The 17,751-nt window shown below is 64.4% G+C and carries 12 protein-coding genes; all 12 read left to right on the top strand.

Annotated features, from left to right (window positions below; all coding sequences use genetic code 11):
* Nucleotides 1-98 precede the first annotated feature (98 nt).
* The 12 genes from tagH to tagQ all read left to right on the top strand — a co-directional run bounded on the left by tagH (nt 99) and on the right by tagQ (nt 17,620).
* Complete coding sequence (tagH, locus tag ACZZZU_RS03525) at nt 99-1,661, top strand: type VI secretion system-associated FHA domain protein TagH (RefSeq protein ID WP_463549768.1); 1,563 nt, start codon at nt 99-101, stop codon at nt 1,659-1,661.
* A gap of 77 nt (nt 1,662-1,738) precedes the next feature.
* On the top strand, nt 1,739-2,218 hold the full coding sequence (tssJ, locus tag ACZZZU_RS03530; RefSeq protein ID WP_463549769.1) for a type VI secretion system lipoprotein TssJ: 480 nt from the start codon (nt 1,739-1,741) through the stop codon (nt 2,216-2,218).
* 11 nt (nt 2,219-2,229) lie between these two features.
* Nucleotides 2,230-3,564 (top strand): type VI secretion system baseplate subunit TssK, encoded by a 1,335-nt coding sequence (gene tssK, locus ACZZZU_RS03535; protein ID WP_122453679.1) that lies wholly within the window; start codon nt 2,230-2,232, stop codon nt 3,562-3,564.
* A 4-nt stretch (nt 3,565-3,568) separates the two neighbouring features.
* A complete protein-coding gene (locus tag ACZZZU_RS03540) occupies nt 3,569-4,942 on the top strand; it encodes a DotU family type VI secretion system protein (protein WP_463549770.1) in 1,374 nt (457 codons plus the stop codon).
* On the top strand, nt 4,939-8,454 hold the full coding sequence (tssM, locus tag ACZZZU_RS03545) for a type VI secretion system membrane subunit TssM (protein ID WP_463549771.1): 3,516 nt from the start codon (nt 4,939-4,941) through the stop codon (nt 8,452-8,454). The genes ACZZZU_RS03540 and tssM overlap by 4 nt, the downstream gene beginning before the upstream one ends.
* Entirely contained in the window at nt 8,455-9,120 is a 666-nt protein-coding gene (gene tagF / locus ACZZZU_RS03550) for a type VI secretion system-associated protein TagF (protein WP_463549772.1), read from the top strand. It begins immediately after the preceding gene.
* Entirely contained in the window at nt 9,117-9,833 is a 717-nt protein-coding gene (locus ACZZZU_RS03555) for a PP2C family protein-serine/threonine phosphatase (protein WP_122496444.1), read from the top strand. Before tagF ends, ACZZZU_RS03555 begins: the two co-directional genes overlap by 4 nt.
* A gap of 119 nt (nt 9,834-9,952) precedes the next feature.
* Nucleotides 9,953-13,030, top strand: coding sequence for a serine/threonine-protein kinase (locus ACZZZU_RS03560; protein ID WP_463549773.1), 3,078 nt, complete (start codon nt 9,953-9,955; stop codon nt 13,028-13,030).
* Nucleotides 13,030-13,749, top strand: coding sequence for an ABC transporter ATP-binding protein (locus ACZZZU_RS03565; protein ID WP_463549774.1), 720 nt, complete (start codon nt 13,030-13,032; stop codon nt 13,747-13,749). The genes ACZZZU_RS03560 and ACZZZU_RS03565 overlap by 1 nt, the downstream gene beginning before the upstream one ends.
* The gene (locus ACZZZU_RS03570) at nt 13,749-14,948 is read left to right on the top strand and encodes an FtsX-like permease family protein (protein WP_463549775.1); all 1,200 of its coding nucleotides are present in this window, start codon (nt 13,749-13,751) and stop codon (nt 14,946-14,948) included. Before ACZZZU_RS03565 ends, ACZZZU_RS03570 begins: the two co-directional genes overlap by 1 nt.
* Nucleotides 14,941-16,650, top strand: coding sequence for a formylglycine-generating enzyme family protein (locus ACZZZU_RS03575; protein ID WP_463549776.1), 1,710 nt, complete (start codon nt 14,941-14,943; stop codon nt 16,648-16,650). Before ACZZZU_RS03570 ends, ACZZZU_RS03575 begins: the two co-directional genes overlap by 8 nt.
* Nucleotides 16,651-16,714: 64 nt before the next feature.
* Nucleotides 16,715-17,620: a type VI secretion system-associated lipoprotein TagQ gene (tagQ, locus tag ACZZZU_RS03580; RefSeq protein WP_463549777.1), complete on the top strand. Its 906-nt coding sequence runs from the start codon at nt 16,715-16,717 to the stop codon at nt 17,618-17,620.
* Nucleotides 17,621-17,751: the final 131 nt, after the last annotated feature.

Raw genomic sequence — 17,751 nt, forward strand, 5'->3', positions numbered from 1 at the left:
ATTCGCGCAGGAAAAATAAGGCGACGGGGTAAGGCTTTTCTTCAAGCCGCCCGCATCAGCCCGGAGGTAACGCCGCAAGGCGTGTGCAAGGAGTCGCAATGCCACTGCGTTTGACCATCACCAGCTACCACAAACTGACACCCGGCCAATTGTCGGAACGTCAGCTGGACCAGGGTAGCCTGACCATCGGCCGTGGCCCCGAAAACGATTGGGTGCTGCCCGACCCCGAACGCCTGGTGTCCAGCCTGCACTGCACCATCACCAGCCGCGACGGCGCTTACTACATCACCGACAACAGCACCAACGGCGTGCTCTTGGTGCAGTCGGGCCAACGCTTGCGCCGCGGCAACAGCGAGCGTTTGCAAGACGGTGAATTGGTGCGTTTGGGCGAGTACGACATTCTTGTGCAGCTCGATGCCATGAGCGGTTTTGCCTCCAGCAGCGCCGCCTCGGGCATCGCCACCGACCCCAACACCAGCTTCGATGCCCTGATGAGCCGCCAGGCCGGCAGCGCTGCGCCGGCCGCCATGCCGACGCCGGTAACGCACCATGCCGCCGCGCATTTCCACGGCAACTCGCCGCTGGACACCAAGCCCGACCTGTTTGATTTCCTCAATCCGCCATCGGGCGGCGCGGCGCCGATTCCGGATCATGTGCCGGCCGAGCGCCATGACTTCCGCCCGCCAACGCCGCAAGCCATGCCGACCTTTGATGTGCCGGCCGCCACGCCGGTTGCCAGTGGCGGCGCGTCGATGATTCCGGATGACTGGGATCCGTTTGCCGATCTCTCGGCAGCAAAGCCTGCGATTCCCGATCCCTTCGCGCAGCAGCCTTTGGCGCCACCGCCGCCCGCTGCCGTGCCTTTTGTAGCCGCCGAACCCGAGCCCATCACGCCGCCGCCAAGCGCCGTGGTGGATGACCCGTGGGCCGGCATCGCCACCACGCCGAGCGTTGCGCCCCCTGCTCCGCCCGAGCCGCAGGAATTCATTCTCGACCCCACGCCCGAGCCGATTCGCGAGCCGAAACCGATTCGCCTGCAACCGCCCCTGCCACCTTTGGACGCGGCACCGAGCGGCGATTTGCTCCAGGCCTTTTTGCGCGGTGCTGGTGTGTCGCAACTGCGCGTCGACCCGGCAAACGCCGAAGCGCAAATGGAAGCCATCGGCCGCAGCTACCGGCAAATGGTTGAAGGCATGATCGAGGTGCTGCGTGCGCGCAGCAGTTTGAAAGGTGAGTTCCGCATGCAGCAGACCACCATTCAACCGATTCAAAACAACCCGCTGAAATTCGCGCCGAATGTGGACGAAGCGCTGCTGTTGTTGTTGCGTTCCGGCAACCAGGCATTCCTGGCGCCGGACCAAGCCATTGAAGACGGCTTCGACGACATCAAGGCGCACCAGATGGCCGTGATGGCCGGTGTGCAGGCGGCGATTCATCACCTGTTGCAACGCTTCGAGCCGAATGCGCTGGAAGCCCGCTTCGAAAAACCCAGCGGTTTTTCTGCGTTGCTGCCCGGTGCGCGCCATGCGCAATTGTGGGAGCAGTTCAGCGCTTTGTACGCGAGCATCCAGCGCGAAGCCGAGGACGATTTTCAAGACCTGTTCGGCCGTGAATTCAGCCGCGCTTACGAGGAGCACAGCAGCCGTTTGCGACGTCGCTAAATTTCTTCATACACGGAATCGTCGCCCGGCTCTGGCCAGGGCAACGTCAGTCAGGCGCTCATATCAAGGACTCAAGAATGCCAAGAATTTTTTCCCTGTTGCACGGCGTGGTGCTGGCCTCGTTGCTGGCCGCCTGTGCATCCGAGCCACCGCCGCCGCCACCGCCGACCGTGCTGCAACTGCACTTTCTCGGCTCCAGTGAACTGAACCCCTCCCCGGCTGGCGACCCCGCCCCGGTGCGCGTGCGTTTGTATGAACTGAAAAGCGCCAACAACTTTTCCCGCGCCGACTTTTTCAGCCTCATCGACAAACCAGAAAGCGCCCTGGGTTCCGACCTGGTCGCCCACGATGAATTGCTGCTGCGCCCCAGCGAGCAAAAAGAACTCGAGCGCACGTTGGACGAGCAAACCAAATTCCTCGCCATCGTTGTCGGCTACCGCGACCTCGACCACGCGTTGTGGCGTCAGGTGGTTGCCGTGCCCGCGCAAAAAACCAGCCCATACGACGTGATGGTCGGCAGTCATGCCGTGGCCATCACCCCGCGTTCAGCGAACTAGCAGGAGCCAGCATGTCTTGGAATAACCGCGTGGTCTGGTCGGAAGGAATGTTCCTGCGCCCCCAGCATTTCCAGCAACACGATCGCTACCTCGAAGCATTGGTTGATGGCCGTTGCCGCCCGTTGCTCGCCGGTGGCTGGGGCTTTTCCGAGTTGCAGATCGACGAGGCGCTGCTGGCCCAGGGCAAGCTCGCCATCCTCAGCGCCAAAGGCATTTTGCCGGACGGCACGCCGTTCAATATTCCCGGCGACGACAGCGCGCCCGTGCCGCTGAGCGTGGACGACAACGCCCGCGATGCCATCGTGCACCTGGCCCTGCCGCTGCGCCGTGCCGGCACCCGTGACACCGTGGACGAAGGCGAAGCCCTCGGCGGCGCCCGTTACCTAAGCCAGGTGCGCGAAGTGCGCGACGACAACGCCGCCTTTGAAAGCCGCGCCCCGGTATCGATTGGCGGCCAGGCCTTTCGCCTGCTGACCGACAAGGACGGCCTCGGCGAATACGCCAGCGTCGGCGTGGTGCGCGTGCGGGAAAAACGCGCCGACCGCGCCCTGGTGCTCGACCCCGATTACCTGCCGCCGCTGCTCGATGTGGCCGCCGCTGCGCCCCTGGCCGGTTTCTGCAAGGAACTGGTGGGCCTGCTGCATCAACGCGGCGAAGCCCTCGCCGGCCGCGTAGTCGCCTCCAGCGCCGGTGGCGCGTCCGAGATCGCCGACTTCCTGCTGCTGCAACTGATCAACCGCGCCGAAGCCCTGACCAGCCACCTGGCCCGTTTGAGCCCGCTGCACCCGGAGCGCCTGTACACCGAGCTGGTGGCCCTGGCTGGCGAACTCTCGACCTTCACCACCAGCGAGCGGCGCCCGGCGGAATACCCGCAATACGCCCATGACGATCTGGCTGGCAGCTTTGCCCCGGTATTCCTCGCCCTGCGCATGGCCCTGGCGACGGTAATCGACAGCAAGGCCGTGGCCATTCCGATTGTGGAGAAATCCTACGGCGTGCACGTGGCGATGCTGGCGGACAAAACCCTGATCGACAACGCCGCTTTTATTCTGGTGGTGCGCGCCGATGTGCCGGGCGAAACCCTGCGCGGCAACTTCCCGCAGCAAGCCAAAGTGGGCTCGGTGGAACACATTCGCGACCTGGTGAACTTGCAGTTGCCGGGCATTGGCTTGCTGCCGATGCCGGTGGCGCCACGCCAATTGCCGTACCACGCCGGCTCGACCTATTTCGAGCTGGATCGCGGCAGCGCGCACTGGAAGCAACTGCCGAACTCCGGTGGTTTTGCTTTCCATATTGCCGGGCAGTTTCCGGGGCTGAATCTGGCCTTCTGGGCCATCCGAGGATAATCCGATGCACCCAATCGACGATCCGTTCGGCAGCCCTCCGCCTGGCACCGGCTCTACCAATAACCCCGGTGGAGGTCGCCCCGATGACCGCACCATGATCATGCCGCGCCCCGGTGGCCGTGCGCCGGATCCGGCCGCCGCCGGCCGCCCGACGCCACCGCCAGCACAACCTGCCGGCCCCATGGCCAGCGCGCCGTTGCCCACCGCGCGCGGTCAGGGTTTGAATCCGCTGGAGCAGGCGGCCGGTCCGCTACTGGCCTTGCTCACCCGCTTGCGCAACACCATCGCCCACCCGGCGCCGGCCAGCTTGCGCGCGCAAATACTCGGGCACTTGCGTCAATTCGAAGAGCAAGTGCGCCAGGCCGGCGTGCCGCAGGACGAAATGATGCTGGCGCGCTATGTGTTGTGCACCGCGCTCGACGAAGCCGTGCTCAGCACGCCGTGGGGCAGTACCAGCGAATGGGGCAAACAGAGCCTGCTGATCACCCTGCATAACGAAGCCTGGGGCGGCGAAAAGGTGTTCCAGCTGCTGGATCACTGCCTGCAAAACGCCCACCAGCGCCTGCATTTATTGGAGCTGTTGTACCTGTGCATGAGCCTCGGTTTCGAGGGCCGTTACCGCGTGATGAACGACGGCCGCAGCCAGCTCGAAGCCTTGCGTGAACGCACCGCTGCCACCATTCGTTCGGTGCGCGGTGAGCGCGACCGCGAGCTGTCGCCGCATTGGCGCGGCTTGAGCGTGGTGCGCGACCGTCTTTCGCAATACCTGCCGCCGTGGGTCGGCATTGCCATCGGTTTGGCGCTGTTGCTGCTGCTGGTATTCGGTCTGCGCATGAAGCTGGCCGCCGACGCCGAACCGGTGTTCAAGAAGATTCATGCCCTGGGCGAAATTCCGGTGCAGGCCATCGACCGTCCGCCGATGCAGCCGAAAATCATCGAGCGTCCGCGCCTGGCTGGCTTCCTCGTTGAGGACATCAAAGCCCAGCGTGTGGCCGTGGAAGACGCGGTAGACCGCTCGGTGGTGACCATTCGCGGCGACGAGCTGTTCAGCTCTGGCAGCGCCAGTATCGACAGCGACCTGCAACCGCTGCTGATGCGCATCGCCGACGCGGTGCAGAAAGTCAAAGGCAACGTGCTGGTCACCGGCCACAGCGACAACCGCCCCATCGCCACCCTGCGCTTTCCGTCGAACTGGAAACTGTCGCAGGCACGGGCTCAGGAAGTGGCGGGCATTCTCGCGGCGAAAACCGGTGACAGCACGCGCTTCCGGGCCGAGGGCCGCAGTGACACCGAGCCGGTGGCCTCCAATGCCACCAACGAAGGCCGCGCGCGCAACCGCCGGGTCGAAATTACGGTATTTGCGGAGGGCGTCGAGTGAAGTCGTTTTTCAACTTTTTCGCCCGCTGGGTCATGCCGGTGCTGGGCCTGATTGCCCTCAGCCTGATCATCTGGTTTGTCGGCCCGTTGCTGCGCATTGGCGAGCACGAACCGTTGGCTTCGGCCACCAGCCGCTGGGTGCTGATTGCCCTGCTGTTTCTGATCTGGATCGGCTACCGCGTCGCCCGCATCCTGCAAGCCCGACGCAACGCCGCCAAGGTGATGAGCGGCCTGGCCGCCGTCAGCGCGCCCGATGCTGCCAGCGTGGCGACCGCCGAAGAACTGGCCACGCTCAAACAGCGCATGGACGAAGCCCTGGCGTTGCTCAAGCGCGCCAAGCTCGGCGGCGACGAACGCCGCAGCCTGTACGAGCTGCCGTGGTACGTGATCATCGGCCCGCCCGGCTCGGGCAAAACCACGGCGCTGATGAACTCGGGGCTGAACTTCCCGCTCGCCGGTGAGCTGGGCAGCGGCGCCATTCGTGGCGTGGGCGGTACGCGCAACTGTGATTGGTGGTTTACCGACGAAGCCGTGCTGCTCGACACCGCCGGCCGCTACACCACCCAAGACAGCCACGCAGCGGTCGACAAAGCCGCCTGGCTTGGCTTTCTCGATTTGCTGAAAACCCAGCGCAAACGTCGGCCCATCGACGGTGCGTTTATCGCCATCAGCCTGTCGGATTTGCTGCTCGGCACCGAGACCGAACGCCTGGCCCATGCCCGCGCCATTCGCGCGCGTATTCAAGAGCTGTACACCCAGCTCGGCGTGCGCTTCCCGATTTACGTGATGCTCACCAAGCTCGACCTGGTGCCTGGCTTTATGGAGTTTTTCGACAACCTGAGCAAAGAAGACCGCGCGCAGGTGTGGGGCATGACCTTTGCCCTGGACGACGGCAAAAACACCGACGGCCCGCTGGCGGTATTTGCCAGCGAATTTGCTGGTCTTGAACAGCGCCTGAACGAAGGCCTGGTGGAGCGCCTGCAAACCGAACGCGACCCGGCGCGCCGTGATTTGATTTACGGCTTCCCGCAGCAAGTGTCGGCGCTCAAAGACAACCTCAGCAGCTTCCTCGAAGGCGTGTTCAAACCCACCACCTTCGAAGAACGCGTGCTGCTGCGCGGCGTGTACCTCACCAGCGGTACGCAGGAAGGCACGCCGATTGATCGGCTGATCGGCTCCATGGCGCAGTCGATGAACCTTGACCGTCAGCACCTGGCGCGGCAAAACGGCACCGGGCGCAGCTACTTTATCGAGCGCCTGTTCCGCACCGTGGCCTTTGGTGAGCGCGGCCTGGTCGGCGCCGACGCCAAGGTCGAGCGGCGACGCAAATGGCTGGCGCGCGGCGCCCTGGCCGCCACCGTGCTGGTGGTGTTGGTGGTGGCCGGCGTGTGGTTTGCCAGCTACCGCGCCAACCAGGCCTATATCGCCGCCGTGGAACAGCGCGTGCAGCCGTTGCCCGCAGCGCTGGAAAGCCTGAGCCCGGCGCAGCGCGACGTGCTGGCGGTGCTGCCGCTGCTTAACGCGATCAAGAACGTGGCCGGCGATCCGCCCGGTTGGGCCGAAGGTTACGGCCTGTACCAAGGCGACATGCTTGGCGAGGAATCGGCCAGCGTGTACCGCAAGCTGCTGATTGCCGTGTTCGCGCCGCGTTTGGTCACGCGCATGGAAGAACAGCTGCGCTCCGGCGGCAGTTCAGACTTCCTCTACGAAGGCCTCAAGGCCTACTTGATGCTCGGCAGCCCGGACCATTACGACGCCGACTTCATCAAAGCCTGGATTGCTCTGGACTGGGACCGCGCCCTGCCCCGCGACCTGGCGCCCGAGCAGCGTCAAGCCTTGCATGAACACTTGGACGCCCTGCTGGAACGCCGGCCGCCGAGTGCGCGCCTGGACGAAAACCTGGTGGAAGACCTGCGCCGGCAACTGCAACGCCTGCCGGTGGCGCAGCGCGTGTATGACCGGGTGAAACGGCAGAAACTGCCGCAAGGTTTGCCAGACTTCCGCATCAGTGAAGCGGCCGGTCGCGATGCGCCGCTGGTGTTCACGCGCAAAAGTGGCAAGCCATTGAGCGAGCCGTTGAGCGGCTTCTTCACCTACCGGGGCTACCGCGAAGTGTTCCTCACCGCCAGCCTCAGCCAGGCCGGCACCATCGCCGAAGAACAGTGGGTGCTCGGGCGCACGCTCGACGACGTGCAAGGCGTCGCCGGTTTGGCCTCGGAAGTGCGCAAGCTGTATTTCGAAGACTACCTGCGCCAGTGGGAAGGCTTGCTTGGCGACATCGACGTGGTGCCGATTAGCAACGTGGCGCAAGCCGCCGACGTGCTGCGCGTGCTCTCCGGGCCGAACTCGCCGTTCAAGAAATTGCTGGTGGCGGTAGCGAAGGAAACCGACCTGCAACAGGCCGACCGTTTGCTCGCCGAACAAGGCAAAAAAGTGGATGGCACGGTAGACAAGCTCAAGCAGCAACTGGGCTCGCTGGTGGGCGAAGAACAGGCCGCGCAAAGCGAAGCGCCGGCTGAAACCGACCCTATCAGCGCGCGCTTTGCCGAGCTCAATAGCCTGGTCGCCACCACTGGCAACGAACCACCGCCCATCGACACCTTGCTGGCCGATATGAACGCCTTGTACGTGCAAGTCAGCGGCATGGTCGGCGCCAGTGGCGAGGCCTTGCTCGGTGAGTCGAAAAACCAGGTGGCCGCTGCCGCCTCGCGCGTGGCGCTTACCGCCGAACGTCAGCCGCCTGTGGTGCAAGGGCTGGTGAAGTCGGTGGTCAACTCCACCACCAACAGCATGATGGGCGGCGTGCGCAATCAATTGAACGGCGCGTGGGTCAGCGAAGTGGTGAGCGTTTACCGCCAGTCCATCGCCGACCGTTACCCGATCAACCCCAGCAGCAGCCGCGACGTGACGCTGGAAGACTTCGGTCTGTTCTTCGGCACGGGCGGCGTAATGGACAACTACTTCCGTAAGTATTTGCAGCCCTACGTCGACACCTCCGCCGCCACCTGGCGCTGGCAGCCGGGCGCGGCGCAGAAGCTGGGTATCAACCCCAACGTGCTGGGCACTTTCCAGCGCGCGGCGGCGATTCGCGATGCGTTCTTCCGCGCCGGCGGCACGCAACCGGCGGTGCGTTTCGAACTGCGGCCTGTGGCCATGGACGCCAGCATCGAGCAATTTTTGCTCGACCTCGACGGCCAGCAAATGACCTACGACCATGGCCCGAGCCGGCCGGTTGCAATGCAATGGCCAAGCCCCAACAGCACCGGTGGCGTGCGCGTGTCCATTCTGCCGCCGCCCACCGGTGGGCGTTCCGGGCTGACGCTGGATGGCCCGTGGGCCTGGTTCCGCCTGTTGGAGCAGTCGGAACTGGAACGCGGCAACGCGCCAGACCGCTTCACCCTGCGCCTGCATGTGGATGGTGCGAGCATCTCCTGTGAGCTGCGCGCCAGCAGCGCCTTCAACCCGTTCAAGAGCCGCGTGCTGTCGGGTTTCAGCCTGCCGGAGCGGCTGTAAATGAGCGCTGGGTTTTACGGCAAGCTGGCCGCCCGTGGCGACTTTCTCAGCCGCGACCTGCCGCCCGCCTTTATCGAAGCCTGGGATGCCTGGCTGGCCGCTGGCATGGCCGCCAGCCAACGTGAGCTGGGCGATGCCTGGCTGGATGCGTACCTGGTCAGCCCGTTGTGGCGGTTCGCTGTGCCGGCCAACCTGCTCGGCAGCCAGCCGGTGGCGGGCGTGATGATGCCGAGCATCGACCGCGTCGGCCGTTACTTCCCGTTGACCATCGCCTGCCTGCTGCCGACCGATGCCGACATCGCCAGCGTGGTCGGTGGCGACGAGCAATGGTTTGACCGCGCCGAAGCCTTGCTGCTTTCCACCCTCGAGCCGGACGCCGACGTCGAGCACTTCGAGCAGGCCGTCAGCGCCTTGGGTGAGCCTGCGGTGGCGCCTCGCGCCAATGTCGGTGGGCTGGGCAGTTTGTTGCGCAGCGACGTCACCACACCCCACGCGCGCTTGGCGCTGTTGGCGCAATTGAGCTGCGAAGGCGCCAGTTGCTGGTGGGGCCACGGTTCCGATCAGGTCGCGGCCGGTCTGTTGCGCTGCCACGGCTTGCCGGCACTGGAAGATTTTGCCCGCTTGCTAATGGGCGAGCGGCGCAGCGTGCTGAGGGATTCGCCATGATTAGCGCGTATGAGGCCGCCAGTTACAGCCACGTCGGCATGGTGCGTCAGGTGAACGAAGACGCCTGCCTGGAACTGACCGAGCGCGGCTTGTGGGTGGTGGCCGATGGCATGGGCGGCCACGCGGCGGGTGACTACGTGAGCAACCTGATCATCGACACGCTGCGCCAGATTCCCGCGCCCCAGGAATTGGCCGAGTACGTCGCCGCCCTGCGCACGGCGCTGGCGCAGGTAAACGAACAAGTGCTGCAAGAAACCGCGCGCCGTGGCGTGAGCATGATGGGCAGCACCGTGGTGCTGTTGGCCACCCGTGGCGAGCAGGCCGTGTGCCTGTGGGCCGGCGACAGCCGGCTGTACCGCCTGCGCGACGGCCAGCTGGAAATGATTTCCCGCGACCACAGCTACGTGCAAGACCTGATCGACAACGCCATGCTCAGCGAAGAAGAAGCCCGCGTGCACCCACGCGCCAACGTTGTCACCCGCGCCGTTGGCGTGTTTGAACAGCTGGAGCTGGCCGAAGTGAGCTTTACCGTGCAGCCCGGCGACAACTTTCTGCTGTGCAGCGACGGCCTGAACAAAACCGCCGATGACAGTGAATTGCGCGACGTACTCAGCAACGCCGAACCCTACGCCATGGTGCGAAGCCTGGTGCACCTGGGGCTGACCCGGGGGGCGCCGGATAACATTACGGCGATTACGGTTCGGGCTTTGTGAAAGGACCAGAAGAGCATCGCGGCTAAAGCCGCTCCCACATGTTGTGCGGACTGTAGGAGCGGCTTCAGCCGCGATGCTTTTGAACGAAAAACTAGCCGCCTCATAAGAGCAGTAAAGGCATGCAAATCGAGATACCTGGATACGACATCGAACGCGGCCTTGGCGAAGGCGCCATGGCCACGGTTTATCTGGCCACGCAGCGCTCGTTGCAACGCAAGGTCGCGCTCAAGGTGATGGCCAGTGCGCTGGCCGCCGACCCGAGTTTTTGCGAACGCTTTCTGCGCGAGGGCCGCATGTTGGCGCGCCTGTCGCAACCCAACACCGTGACCATTTTCGACATCGGCAACGCCGGGCCCTGGTACTACATGGCCATGGAATACCTGGCCAACGGCACGCTCAAAGAACGTATCGAAGAAGGCCTGAGCCCGGAACAGGGCTTGTCGATACTGCGCCAGGTGGCCTCGGCGCTCGGCTACGCGCACTCGCAAGGGCTTGTGCACCGCGACGTAAAACCCGCCAACATTCTGTTCCGCGCCGACGGCACGGCAGTGTTGTCGGACTTCGGCATCGCCAAGTCGATTGAAGAAAGCACGCAGTTCACCCAGGTCGGTTTTGCCATCGGCACGCCCAGCTATATGAGCCCCGAGCAAGCCCGTGGTTTGCCCATTGACGGCCGTACCGACCTCTACGCCCTCGGCGTGGTGCTCTATGAAATTCTGACCGGCAAGCTGCCCTATGTCGGCACCGACTCGCTGTCCACCGCCCTCGCCCACCTGACCGAACCGTTGCCGGAATTGCCGATCAACCACGGCCGTTATCAGGACATTTTGCGCAAGCTGCTGGCGAAGAACCCGGACGAGCGTTTCCCCACCGCCGGGGCGTTTATTGCCGCGCTCGATCACCTGGCGCCAAGCGCCATGGAAAGCACACAAATTCGCCCGCTGAACCTGCCGCCGACACCGCGTAGCGAAGAAGCGCCGACCGCCGCCACGCCGGTAATTACCGCCGACACCGGTGGCCTGACGCCGATGTCCATCGACATGCCGCCGCTGCACGCCACCGACGCCGGCGCCACCCTGCCGCCACCCGCGCCTACGTACACGCCGCCAATCGAGAAGAAACGCTCGGGCAGCAAAGTGCCGCTGATTGCTGGCGCCGGGTTGGGCTTGTTGCTGATTCTGGGCGGTAGCGGTTACTTCCTACTGAGCGGTTCACCAAAAGCCGACAAGCCTCCGGTTGCGCAGGTGCAGCCCGAGAAGAAACCCGCGCAGCCACCTGCCACCACGACGACCACCGCAGCCACTACCGGCAGCGTCGCCCCAGCCGCCAACGCGGACGGCGGCGACAAGCCGCTGTTGATGGCCGGCAAGAAAACCCTGTTCCAACGCGTGCTGAGCAAACCCGGCGCGCAACTGGCCCCGGAAGCCGGCGGCAAGGCCGCAAGCACGGCGCTGCCGGCGTTCTCGGTGCTGTACGTGTACGCCCGCCAGCAAGTCGGCGGCGAGCCGTGGGTGAAGGTTGGCGCCTCCAGCGATGGCCGCAGCGAAGGCTGGTTGCCCGCCGCGCAGGTCAGCGACTGGAAGCAGAGCCTGGTGCTGAAATTCACCGAGCGCTCGGGCCGTGGTCCGGTGATTTTCCTGCGCAAGGCTGACGACGTGGAACGCCTGCTGGCCGACACCACCGCCGCGCGCAACGAGGTGACCAAAGCGCAGCGCGACGACGGTTCCAGCCAGAACGTACTGGCCATCGAGCCGCAAGACATGGCCATCGCCCAGGACCAGTTCTACCTGCTGCCGATTTTCGAGTCGCGCGAAAGCTTCGACGCCGACGGCCAGCCGGCGCAGCTGCTTAACGTGGCGTCCATCGACCCTGGCAACACGCCGCAGCTCAATGGCGCCGGCGCCAAGCTCGCCAGCAAGCCCGACGCCTTCCGTACCGGCATCGTGCTGGTGGTGGACACCTCGGTGTCGATGCAGCCGTATATCGACCAGGTCAACGACGTGGTCAAAGGCCTGCAAGAGCAGATCGGTGCCCGCGGCGAGCTGGATAAAGTCAGCTTTGGCATGGTCGGTTTCCGCAACAACATCGACAAAACCCCAGGCCTGGAATACGTCAGCAAAACCCTGGTGCCGTTGCAGCAAGACAACGACCCGCAGCGCTTTATCGAGCTGGCGCGCAATGTGAAAGCCACCACCGTGTCGAGCCATTCGTTCAACGAAGACGCCTTTGCCGGCGTGATGGACGCGGTCGACAACATGGACTGGTCGCCCTATGCCGGCCGCGTGATTTTTCTGGTGACCGACGCCGGCGCCCTGCGCAAAAACGATCCGCTGGGCCGCACGCAAATGAACGAAGCCCAAGTACGCGAAGCGGCGCTGCGCAAGCAGATCAAAATCTACGCCCTGCACTTGCGCACTCCGGCTGGCAAAAACAACCACGGTTACGCCGAGCAGCAGTACCGCAGCCTCACCGCCGACGCCAACCCGAAAATCGGCGACCTGTACATTTCCGTGGCCGGTGGCGACGTCGGCAAATTCGGCAACACGGTCAATGAAATCGGTTCGGTGTTTGCCGACCTGGTGCACAACGCCGGCCAACAAAAAGCCCAGCCGGCGCCGCAGCTGCAAAGCGGCCTGAGCCTGGCGGCGAAAACCGCCGCCATCGGTTACGCCATGCACATGGACTTCCTCGGCCAGCGCGGCGCCGCCCACGCGCCGCAACTGGTGACCGCCTGGACCGCCGATCGCGACCTGACCAACCCCGCGCTGCCGGCGTTTCAGGTGTGCGTGCTGCTGAGCAAAATGCAGCTCAACGACCTGCAGCAATCGCTGAAACTGATCGTCGACGCGGCGCGCCGCACCCAGAGTTCATCGAAAGACTTCTTCGAAGAAATCGCCACGGCCAGCGCCTACATGAGCCGCGACCCATCGAAATTGGTGAAGGGCAGCAACCTGGCGCAAAGCGGCATTCTCGGCGAGTACCTGGAAGGCCTGCCGTACCGCAGCAAGTCGCTGAACATGACCCAGGAATTGTGGCTGTCGCTGAGCGTGGCCGAACAGGAAGACTTTATCGACGAGCTGGATTCGAAGATTCGCCTGTACGAAACCTTCCACAACGACGTCGCCAACTGGGTGCGCTTCGGCGACGCCGAGCCGGGTGACGCCTTGTACCGCGTTCCGCTGTCGACCCTGCCCTGATGCTGCGCCTGCGCGACATTCAGAAAACCCGCGGCGCCGGCCGCCAGCGCTACAGCCTGAGCATTCCAAGGCTGGACCTGGCGGCGGGCGAGCAGATTGCCGTGGTCGGCCCCAGCGGTTGTGGCAAAAGCACCCTGCTGGATTTGCTCGCCCTGGTGTTGTCGCCCGATAACAGCGGCCAGTTTCATTTCGAGGTGGACGGCGGCCAGTTCGACATCGCCGCGCTGTGGCGCGCCAACAACCACGACGCCCTGGCACGGTTGCGCAGCAAGGCCTGCGGCTACGTATTGCAAACCGGCGGGCTGCTGGAGTTTCTCGACGTACGCGGCAATATCGAACTGCCGCGCCGCCTGTTGAACCTGGCCGCCGACGAGCAGGTGCAACGTCTGGCCGAGCACCTGGAAATTGCCGAGCAACTGGACAAGCGCCCGAGTCGGCTGTCGGTCGGCCAACGCCAACGCGTGAGCATTGCTCGCGCCCTTTCGCACCGGCCGAAACTGGTATTGGCCGACGAACCCACCGCCTCCCTCGACCCGGCCAACGCGCAGCGCGTGATGCAGCTGTTGGTTGAGCAAGCCAGGGTTCATCGAACCTGCACCGTCATCGCCACCCACGACGAACCCCTGGCCCGCAGCGCCGGCCTGAGCGTGTTGCCGATTGAATGGCGGCGCGATGCCGATGGCGGCGTAACCGCGACACTTACGCAGGCGGGGCACTGATGCGCGTCAGCCTGCTGCTGTCACTGGCCTGGGCGGATTACCGCACCGAAGCGCGCCTGTCGTTGTGCGCGGTGTTGGCGCTGACGGCGGTGATTACGCCGCTGCTGGTGTTGTTTGGGCTCAAGTTCGGCCTGGTGACCACGCTGACCGAACGCCTGGAAAACGACCCGTCGATTCGTGAAGTGATCACCCTGGGTGGCGGTCGTTACCGCGCGGCCGATGTCACCGAATTGAAACTGCGAGCGGACGTGGCCTTCGCCCTGCCGCGCACCCGGCAGATTGCCGCCACTACGGATTTGTCGGTAGACGGCAGCGGCCAGTCGTTAACTGTCGAGATGATTCCCACCGCCCAGGGCGACCCGTTGCTCGCCGATGTGCCGCTGCCAACCGGCGAGCAGATTGTGTTGAGCCAAAGCGCCGCCGAAAAGCTCGGTGTCGCAGCCGGCGAGCGCCTGAGCGCGCGTTTCGGGCGGCAGCAGAACGGGCAAGTGGAATCACGGCAGATCAGCGTGACGGTGCAGGCGGTGCTGCCTTTGGCCACCTTCAACCGCGATGGCTTGTTCGCCCCGCTGAGCCTGCTGGAAGCCGCCGAGGATTACCGCGACGGTCGCGCGGTGCCCGCGTTCGGCTGGCCGGGCGAAACGCCGTCGGTGCCGGGCAGTCGTGTGTATCCGGGGCTGCGCGTGTATGCGGCGGATCTCGATGGCGTGGAAAGTTTGCGTCAGCACTTCGCCGGGCTCGGCCAGGAAGTTGCCACGCAAGCTTCAACCATCGCTCAGGTGCGCTCGCTCAGCCATAACCTCACGCTGGTGTTCTGGCTGATTGCCGCCCTGGCCGTGGGAGGTGCTTTTGCTGCCGTGGCCGCCAACACGCTGGCGGCGGTAGAGCGCAAACGCAAAGCGCTGGCCGTGTTGCGCCTGCTGGGTTTTCCGACGGCCGCGCTGGTGGGTTTTCTGCTGCTGTTGGCGCTGTACAGCGGCGCGTTTAGTCTGCTACTGGCCGGGTTACTGTACGCAGTCGCCGGCGCCGGACTGAACCAGTTATTCGACACGGGCACCGGCGAGTTCGTGTGCCAGTTATTGCCCATTCATTTTTTCCTGGCGGCGCTGGCCACCCTGACCTGCAGCGCCCTGGCCGCTGCACTCGGCGGTTGGCGCGCGGCGCAGATCGAAGCTTCGGAAGGATTACGCGATGTTTAAGCGGTTCACGGCAGTAGCAGCCCTGGCCTTGGCCCTGGGGCAGAACGCCTGGGCAGAAGAACCCTCGGTGGACAACCCCAAGCCTTTGCCCGACGACGTCAGCCTGCCGCTGCCATGCGGCGGCAATCTGGTGATGCGCTACGTCTACGTGCTGGCCAACGGCGCCCTGGACGACCGTGAAATCAGCCTGGGCTACCCGTTCGCTGAAGGTGAAAGCGGTTACCAGCAGTCGTTTATCTCCGGCTACCGCCGCGACTTTATCAACGGCCAGTTCACCCTCGCCGACTTGCCGGAAACCTGGCGCGAAACCCTGAAACCGGCGCTGCCGAAAAAAGAAGCCGGCACGCCGCTGTCGCCCATGCTGTATTTCATCGGCAAATACGAAGTGACCGCCCGCCAGTACGCCGCCGTCATGGACCAAGCCGCCTCGTTGGCCGGCCAGGGCGAACCGCCGGCCTGCCCGGAACCGGCCACCGGCGCGGCGGCGCGCTTGCCGAAAGTGAAGGTGTCGCACTTCGACGCCGAGCGTTTCGCCGCCGTGTACACCGCCTGGCTGATGAAAAACCACCGCGACCTGCTGCCCGTGAGCGGCCGCACCGCCAAAGCCGAAGACGGCGGCCTGAGCTTTGTGCGCCTGCCCTCCGAAGCCGAATGGGAATTCGCCGCCCGTGGCGCCCAGGCCGTCAGCCGCCAGGAACTGGAAGGCCGGCTGTTCCCGCGCAAAGTCGAAGGCAGCGATCAGGAAGGTCCGCTCGGCGACTGGGCCGTCTACAACCAGGTCGCAGGCGGCAGCGGTCAGGCCGCGCGCTTGCTGCCCATCGGCACCAAACTGCCCAACCCCATCGGCCTGTACGACGTAATCGGCAACGCCGCCGAAATGGTTCAGGAGTCGTTCCAGCTGGTACACGCCGGTCGCCGCCAAGGCACCTACGGCGGCTTTGTGGTGAAAGGCGGCAACTACCTCGAAGGCGAAACCACGCTGTTCACCGGCATGCGCCGCGAATACCCGCTGTTCGCCGCCGACGGCACCGAGCAAGCCAACGAAACCACCGGTTTCCGCGTGGCCCTGGGCGCCCTCTCCGCCCCGCGCTCGCGCTACAAAGAACTGCTCACGCAATGGCAAAAAGAAGGCCGCCTGGCCTCGCTCACCGACGCCATCGACGACACCGCCGACCCGACCAAAAGCCTCGACAGCCTGATCGCCGCCAGCACCGACCCGGCGCTGCAAGCTCAGCTCGGATTAATTAACGAAGAATTGAAACGCAACGTCTCGCTGATTGCCCAACAGCGAGAAGAAGCAGCCGGCAACCTGATTCAGTCGGCAGCGCTGGTGGCTGAAACCATCAACAACTACAACATTCGCCTGACCAACCTGAAAAAAAGTCAGGAACAAGCAAAGGCAAATAAGGACGAAGCCTCAGCTAAGCTGTTTGCCACCGCGATGGCCAACGGCCGAAGCGCACTGGATGGCGCCGTACAGATTTACATCGACAACCTGGCCACTGGCACCCGCTACACCGATGCCGTGATTCAGGCGCAGCTACAACGCATAAAAGAAGAGCTCAACCGCAAACCAGTGCTCGGCAAGAGCCTGGTCAAACGTGCCACCCTCTTCGTTACGCACGTAGGAAAGTATCGCCAGGATAAGCGTGCCGATCCGGCGGCGATTCTGGAGCAGTTGCTCGCGAACGGCGAGCGTTAAGGAAGCGTTTGCGGCCGGGCTCACCGGGCCGCGAAACACACAACACCAAGAACGGGAAAAAACCATGAAGCAGGCAAGCATCAACAAAACACTCAACACGTCGGCACGTATGGCGGCGTCCTTTCTGGCCGCCAGCTGCATCTTCATCAGCGGTTGCGCCAGCACCGGCCCGACCTCGAAAGTAGCCGCCACGACCACCGCCCAGTACTACCCAGCGTGCTACGAGCCGGTATCGCACCTGCGCGGCACCGAAGACGCGGTGAAAAACTCGGCCATGACCGGCGCCATTGCCGGTGGCCTGATTGGCGGCCTGGCCGGCGGTTTGTCCGGTGACGACCACGCCGCACGCAACGCCCTGATCGGCGCAGCCGGCGGCGCCCTGGTCGGCGGCGCAGCGGGTTACTACGTCGAGAAGCAAAAACAGATTACCGACGACAACCAGCGCATCGGCTCCTACGCCACCGACATCGACCGCAGCACCGGCGAAATCGACCGCAGCGTCGGCTACGCCAAAGCCGCCCAAGCTTGCTACCAGCGCGAATTCGCCAGCCTGCGCGATGCCCGCAAAGCCAAGAAAATCAGCGAAGCCGACGGCCGCGCCCACCTGGCCGAGATCGTCAGCGGCCTGAAAGAAACCAACGCCCTGCTCGCCGCCGCTGACGGCCGCACCGGCGAAGACCTCGACGCCTACACCCAAGCCTATGAAAAAGACCTGATCGCCGTTGGCGTGCAGCGCGACACCGTAGCCAAAGTGGCTGAAGCGGACGCCGGCAAGAAAGTGACCGTCACCAAAGCCCAACGCGCCAAAGTATCGACCCAGGCCGTCGCCACCGAGAAAGCCGCGCAAAAAGCGCAAACCTCGCGCACCGAAAGCCAGAAAGTCGCCACCCAAGGCAAAACCATGATCAACGACGTGTGCAACAACCCGGATATGGGTGACTGGGCACCGGAGAGTTGCGCCAAGGCGTAACGCGCTGCTGGTCTGAGCGAGCGGCGCCACTGCGGTCCTTTATGGGGCACGGTGGCGCCGCTTTTTTTTGGTTGAATGTTCGAAGGGCACAAACAGGAATCGGAGTGCTAGCTGTCCGCCTTGCAATGGAC

The sequence above is a fragment of the Pseudomonas sp. AC136 genome, from assembly GCF_979258585.1.

Excerpts from the sequence above, each read along its gene's own strand:
- tagH (WP_463549768.1), top strand. The coding sequence starts at position 99 with ATGCCACTGCGTTTGACCATCACCAGCTACCACAAACTGACACCCGGC.
- tssJ (WP_463549769.1), top strand. The coding sequence starts at position 1,739 with ATGCCAAGAATTTTTTCCCTGTTGCACGGCGTGGTGCTGGCCTCGTTG.
- tssK (WP_122453679.1), top strand. The coding sequence starts at position 2,230 with ATGTCTTGGAATAACCGCGTGGTCTGGTCGGAAGGAATGTTCCTGCGC.
- ACZZZU_RS03540 (WP_463549770.1), top strand. The coding sequence starts at position 3,569 with ATGCACCCAATCGACGATCCGTTCGGCAGCCCTCCGCCTGGCACCGGC.
- tagF (WP_463549772.1), top strand. The coding sequence starts at position 8,455 with ATGAGCGCTGGGTTTTACGGCAAGCTGGCCGCCCGTGGCGACTTTCTC.
- ACZZZU_RS03555 (WP_122496444.1), top strand. The coding sequence starts at position 9,117 with ATGATTAGCGCGTATGAGGCCGCCAGTTACAGCCACGTCGGCATGGTG.
- ACZZZU_RS03560 (WP_463549773.1), top strand. The coding sequence starts at position 9,953 with ATGCAAATCGAGATACCTGGATACGACATCGAACGCGGCCTTGGCGAA.
- ACZZZU_RS03565 (WP_463549774.1), top strand. The coding sequence starts at position 13,030 with ATGCTGCGCCTGCGCGACATTCAGAAAACCCGCGGCGCCGGCCGCCAG.
- ACZZZU_RS03570 (WP_463549775.1), top strand. The coding sequence starts at position 13,749 with ATGCGCGTCAGCCTGCTGCTGTCACTGGCCTGGGCGGATTACCGCACC.
- ACZZZU_RS03575 (WP_463549776.1), top strand. The coding sequence starts at position 14,941 with ATGTTTAAGCGGTTCACGGCAGTAGCAGCCCTGGCCTTGGCCCTGGGG.
- tagQ (WP_463549777.1), top strand. The coding sequence starts at position 16,715 with ATGAAGCAGGCAAGCATCAACAAAACACTCAACACGTCGGCACGTATG.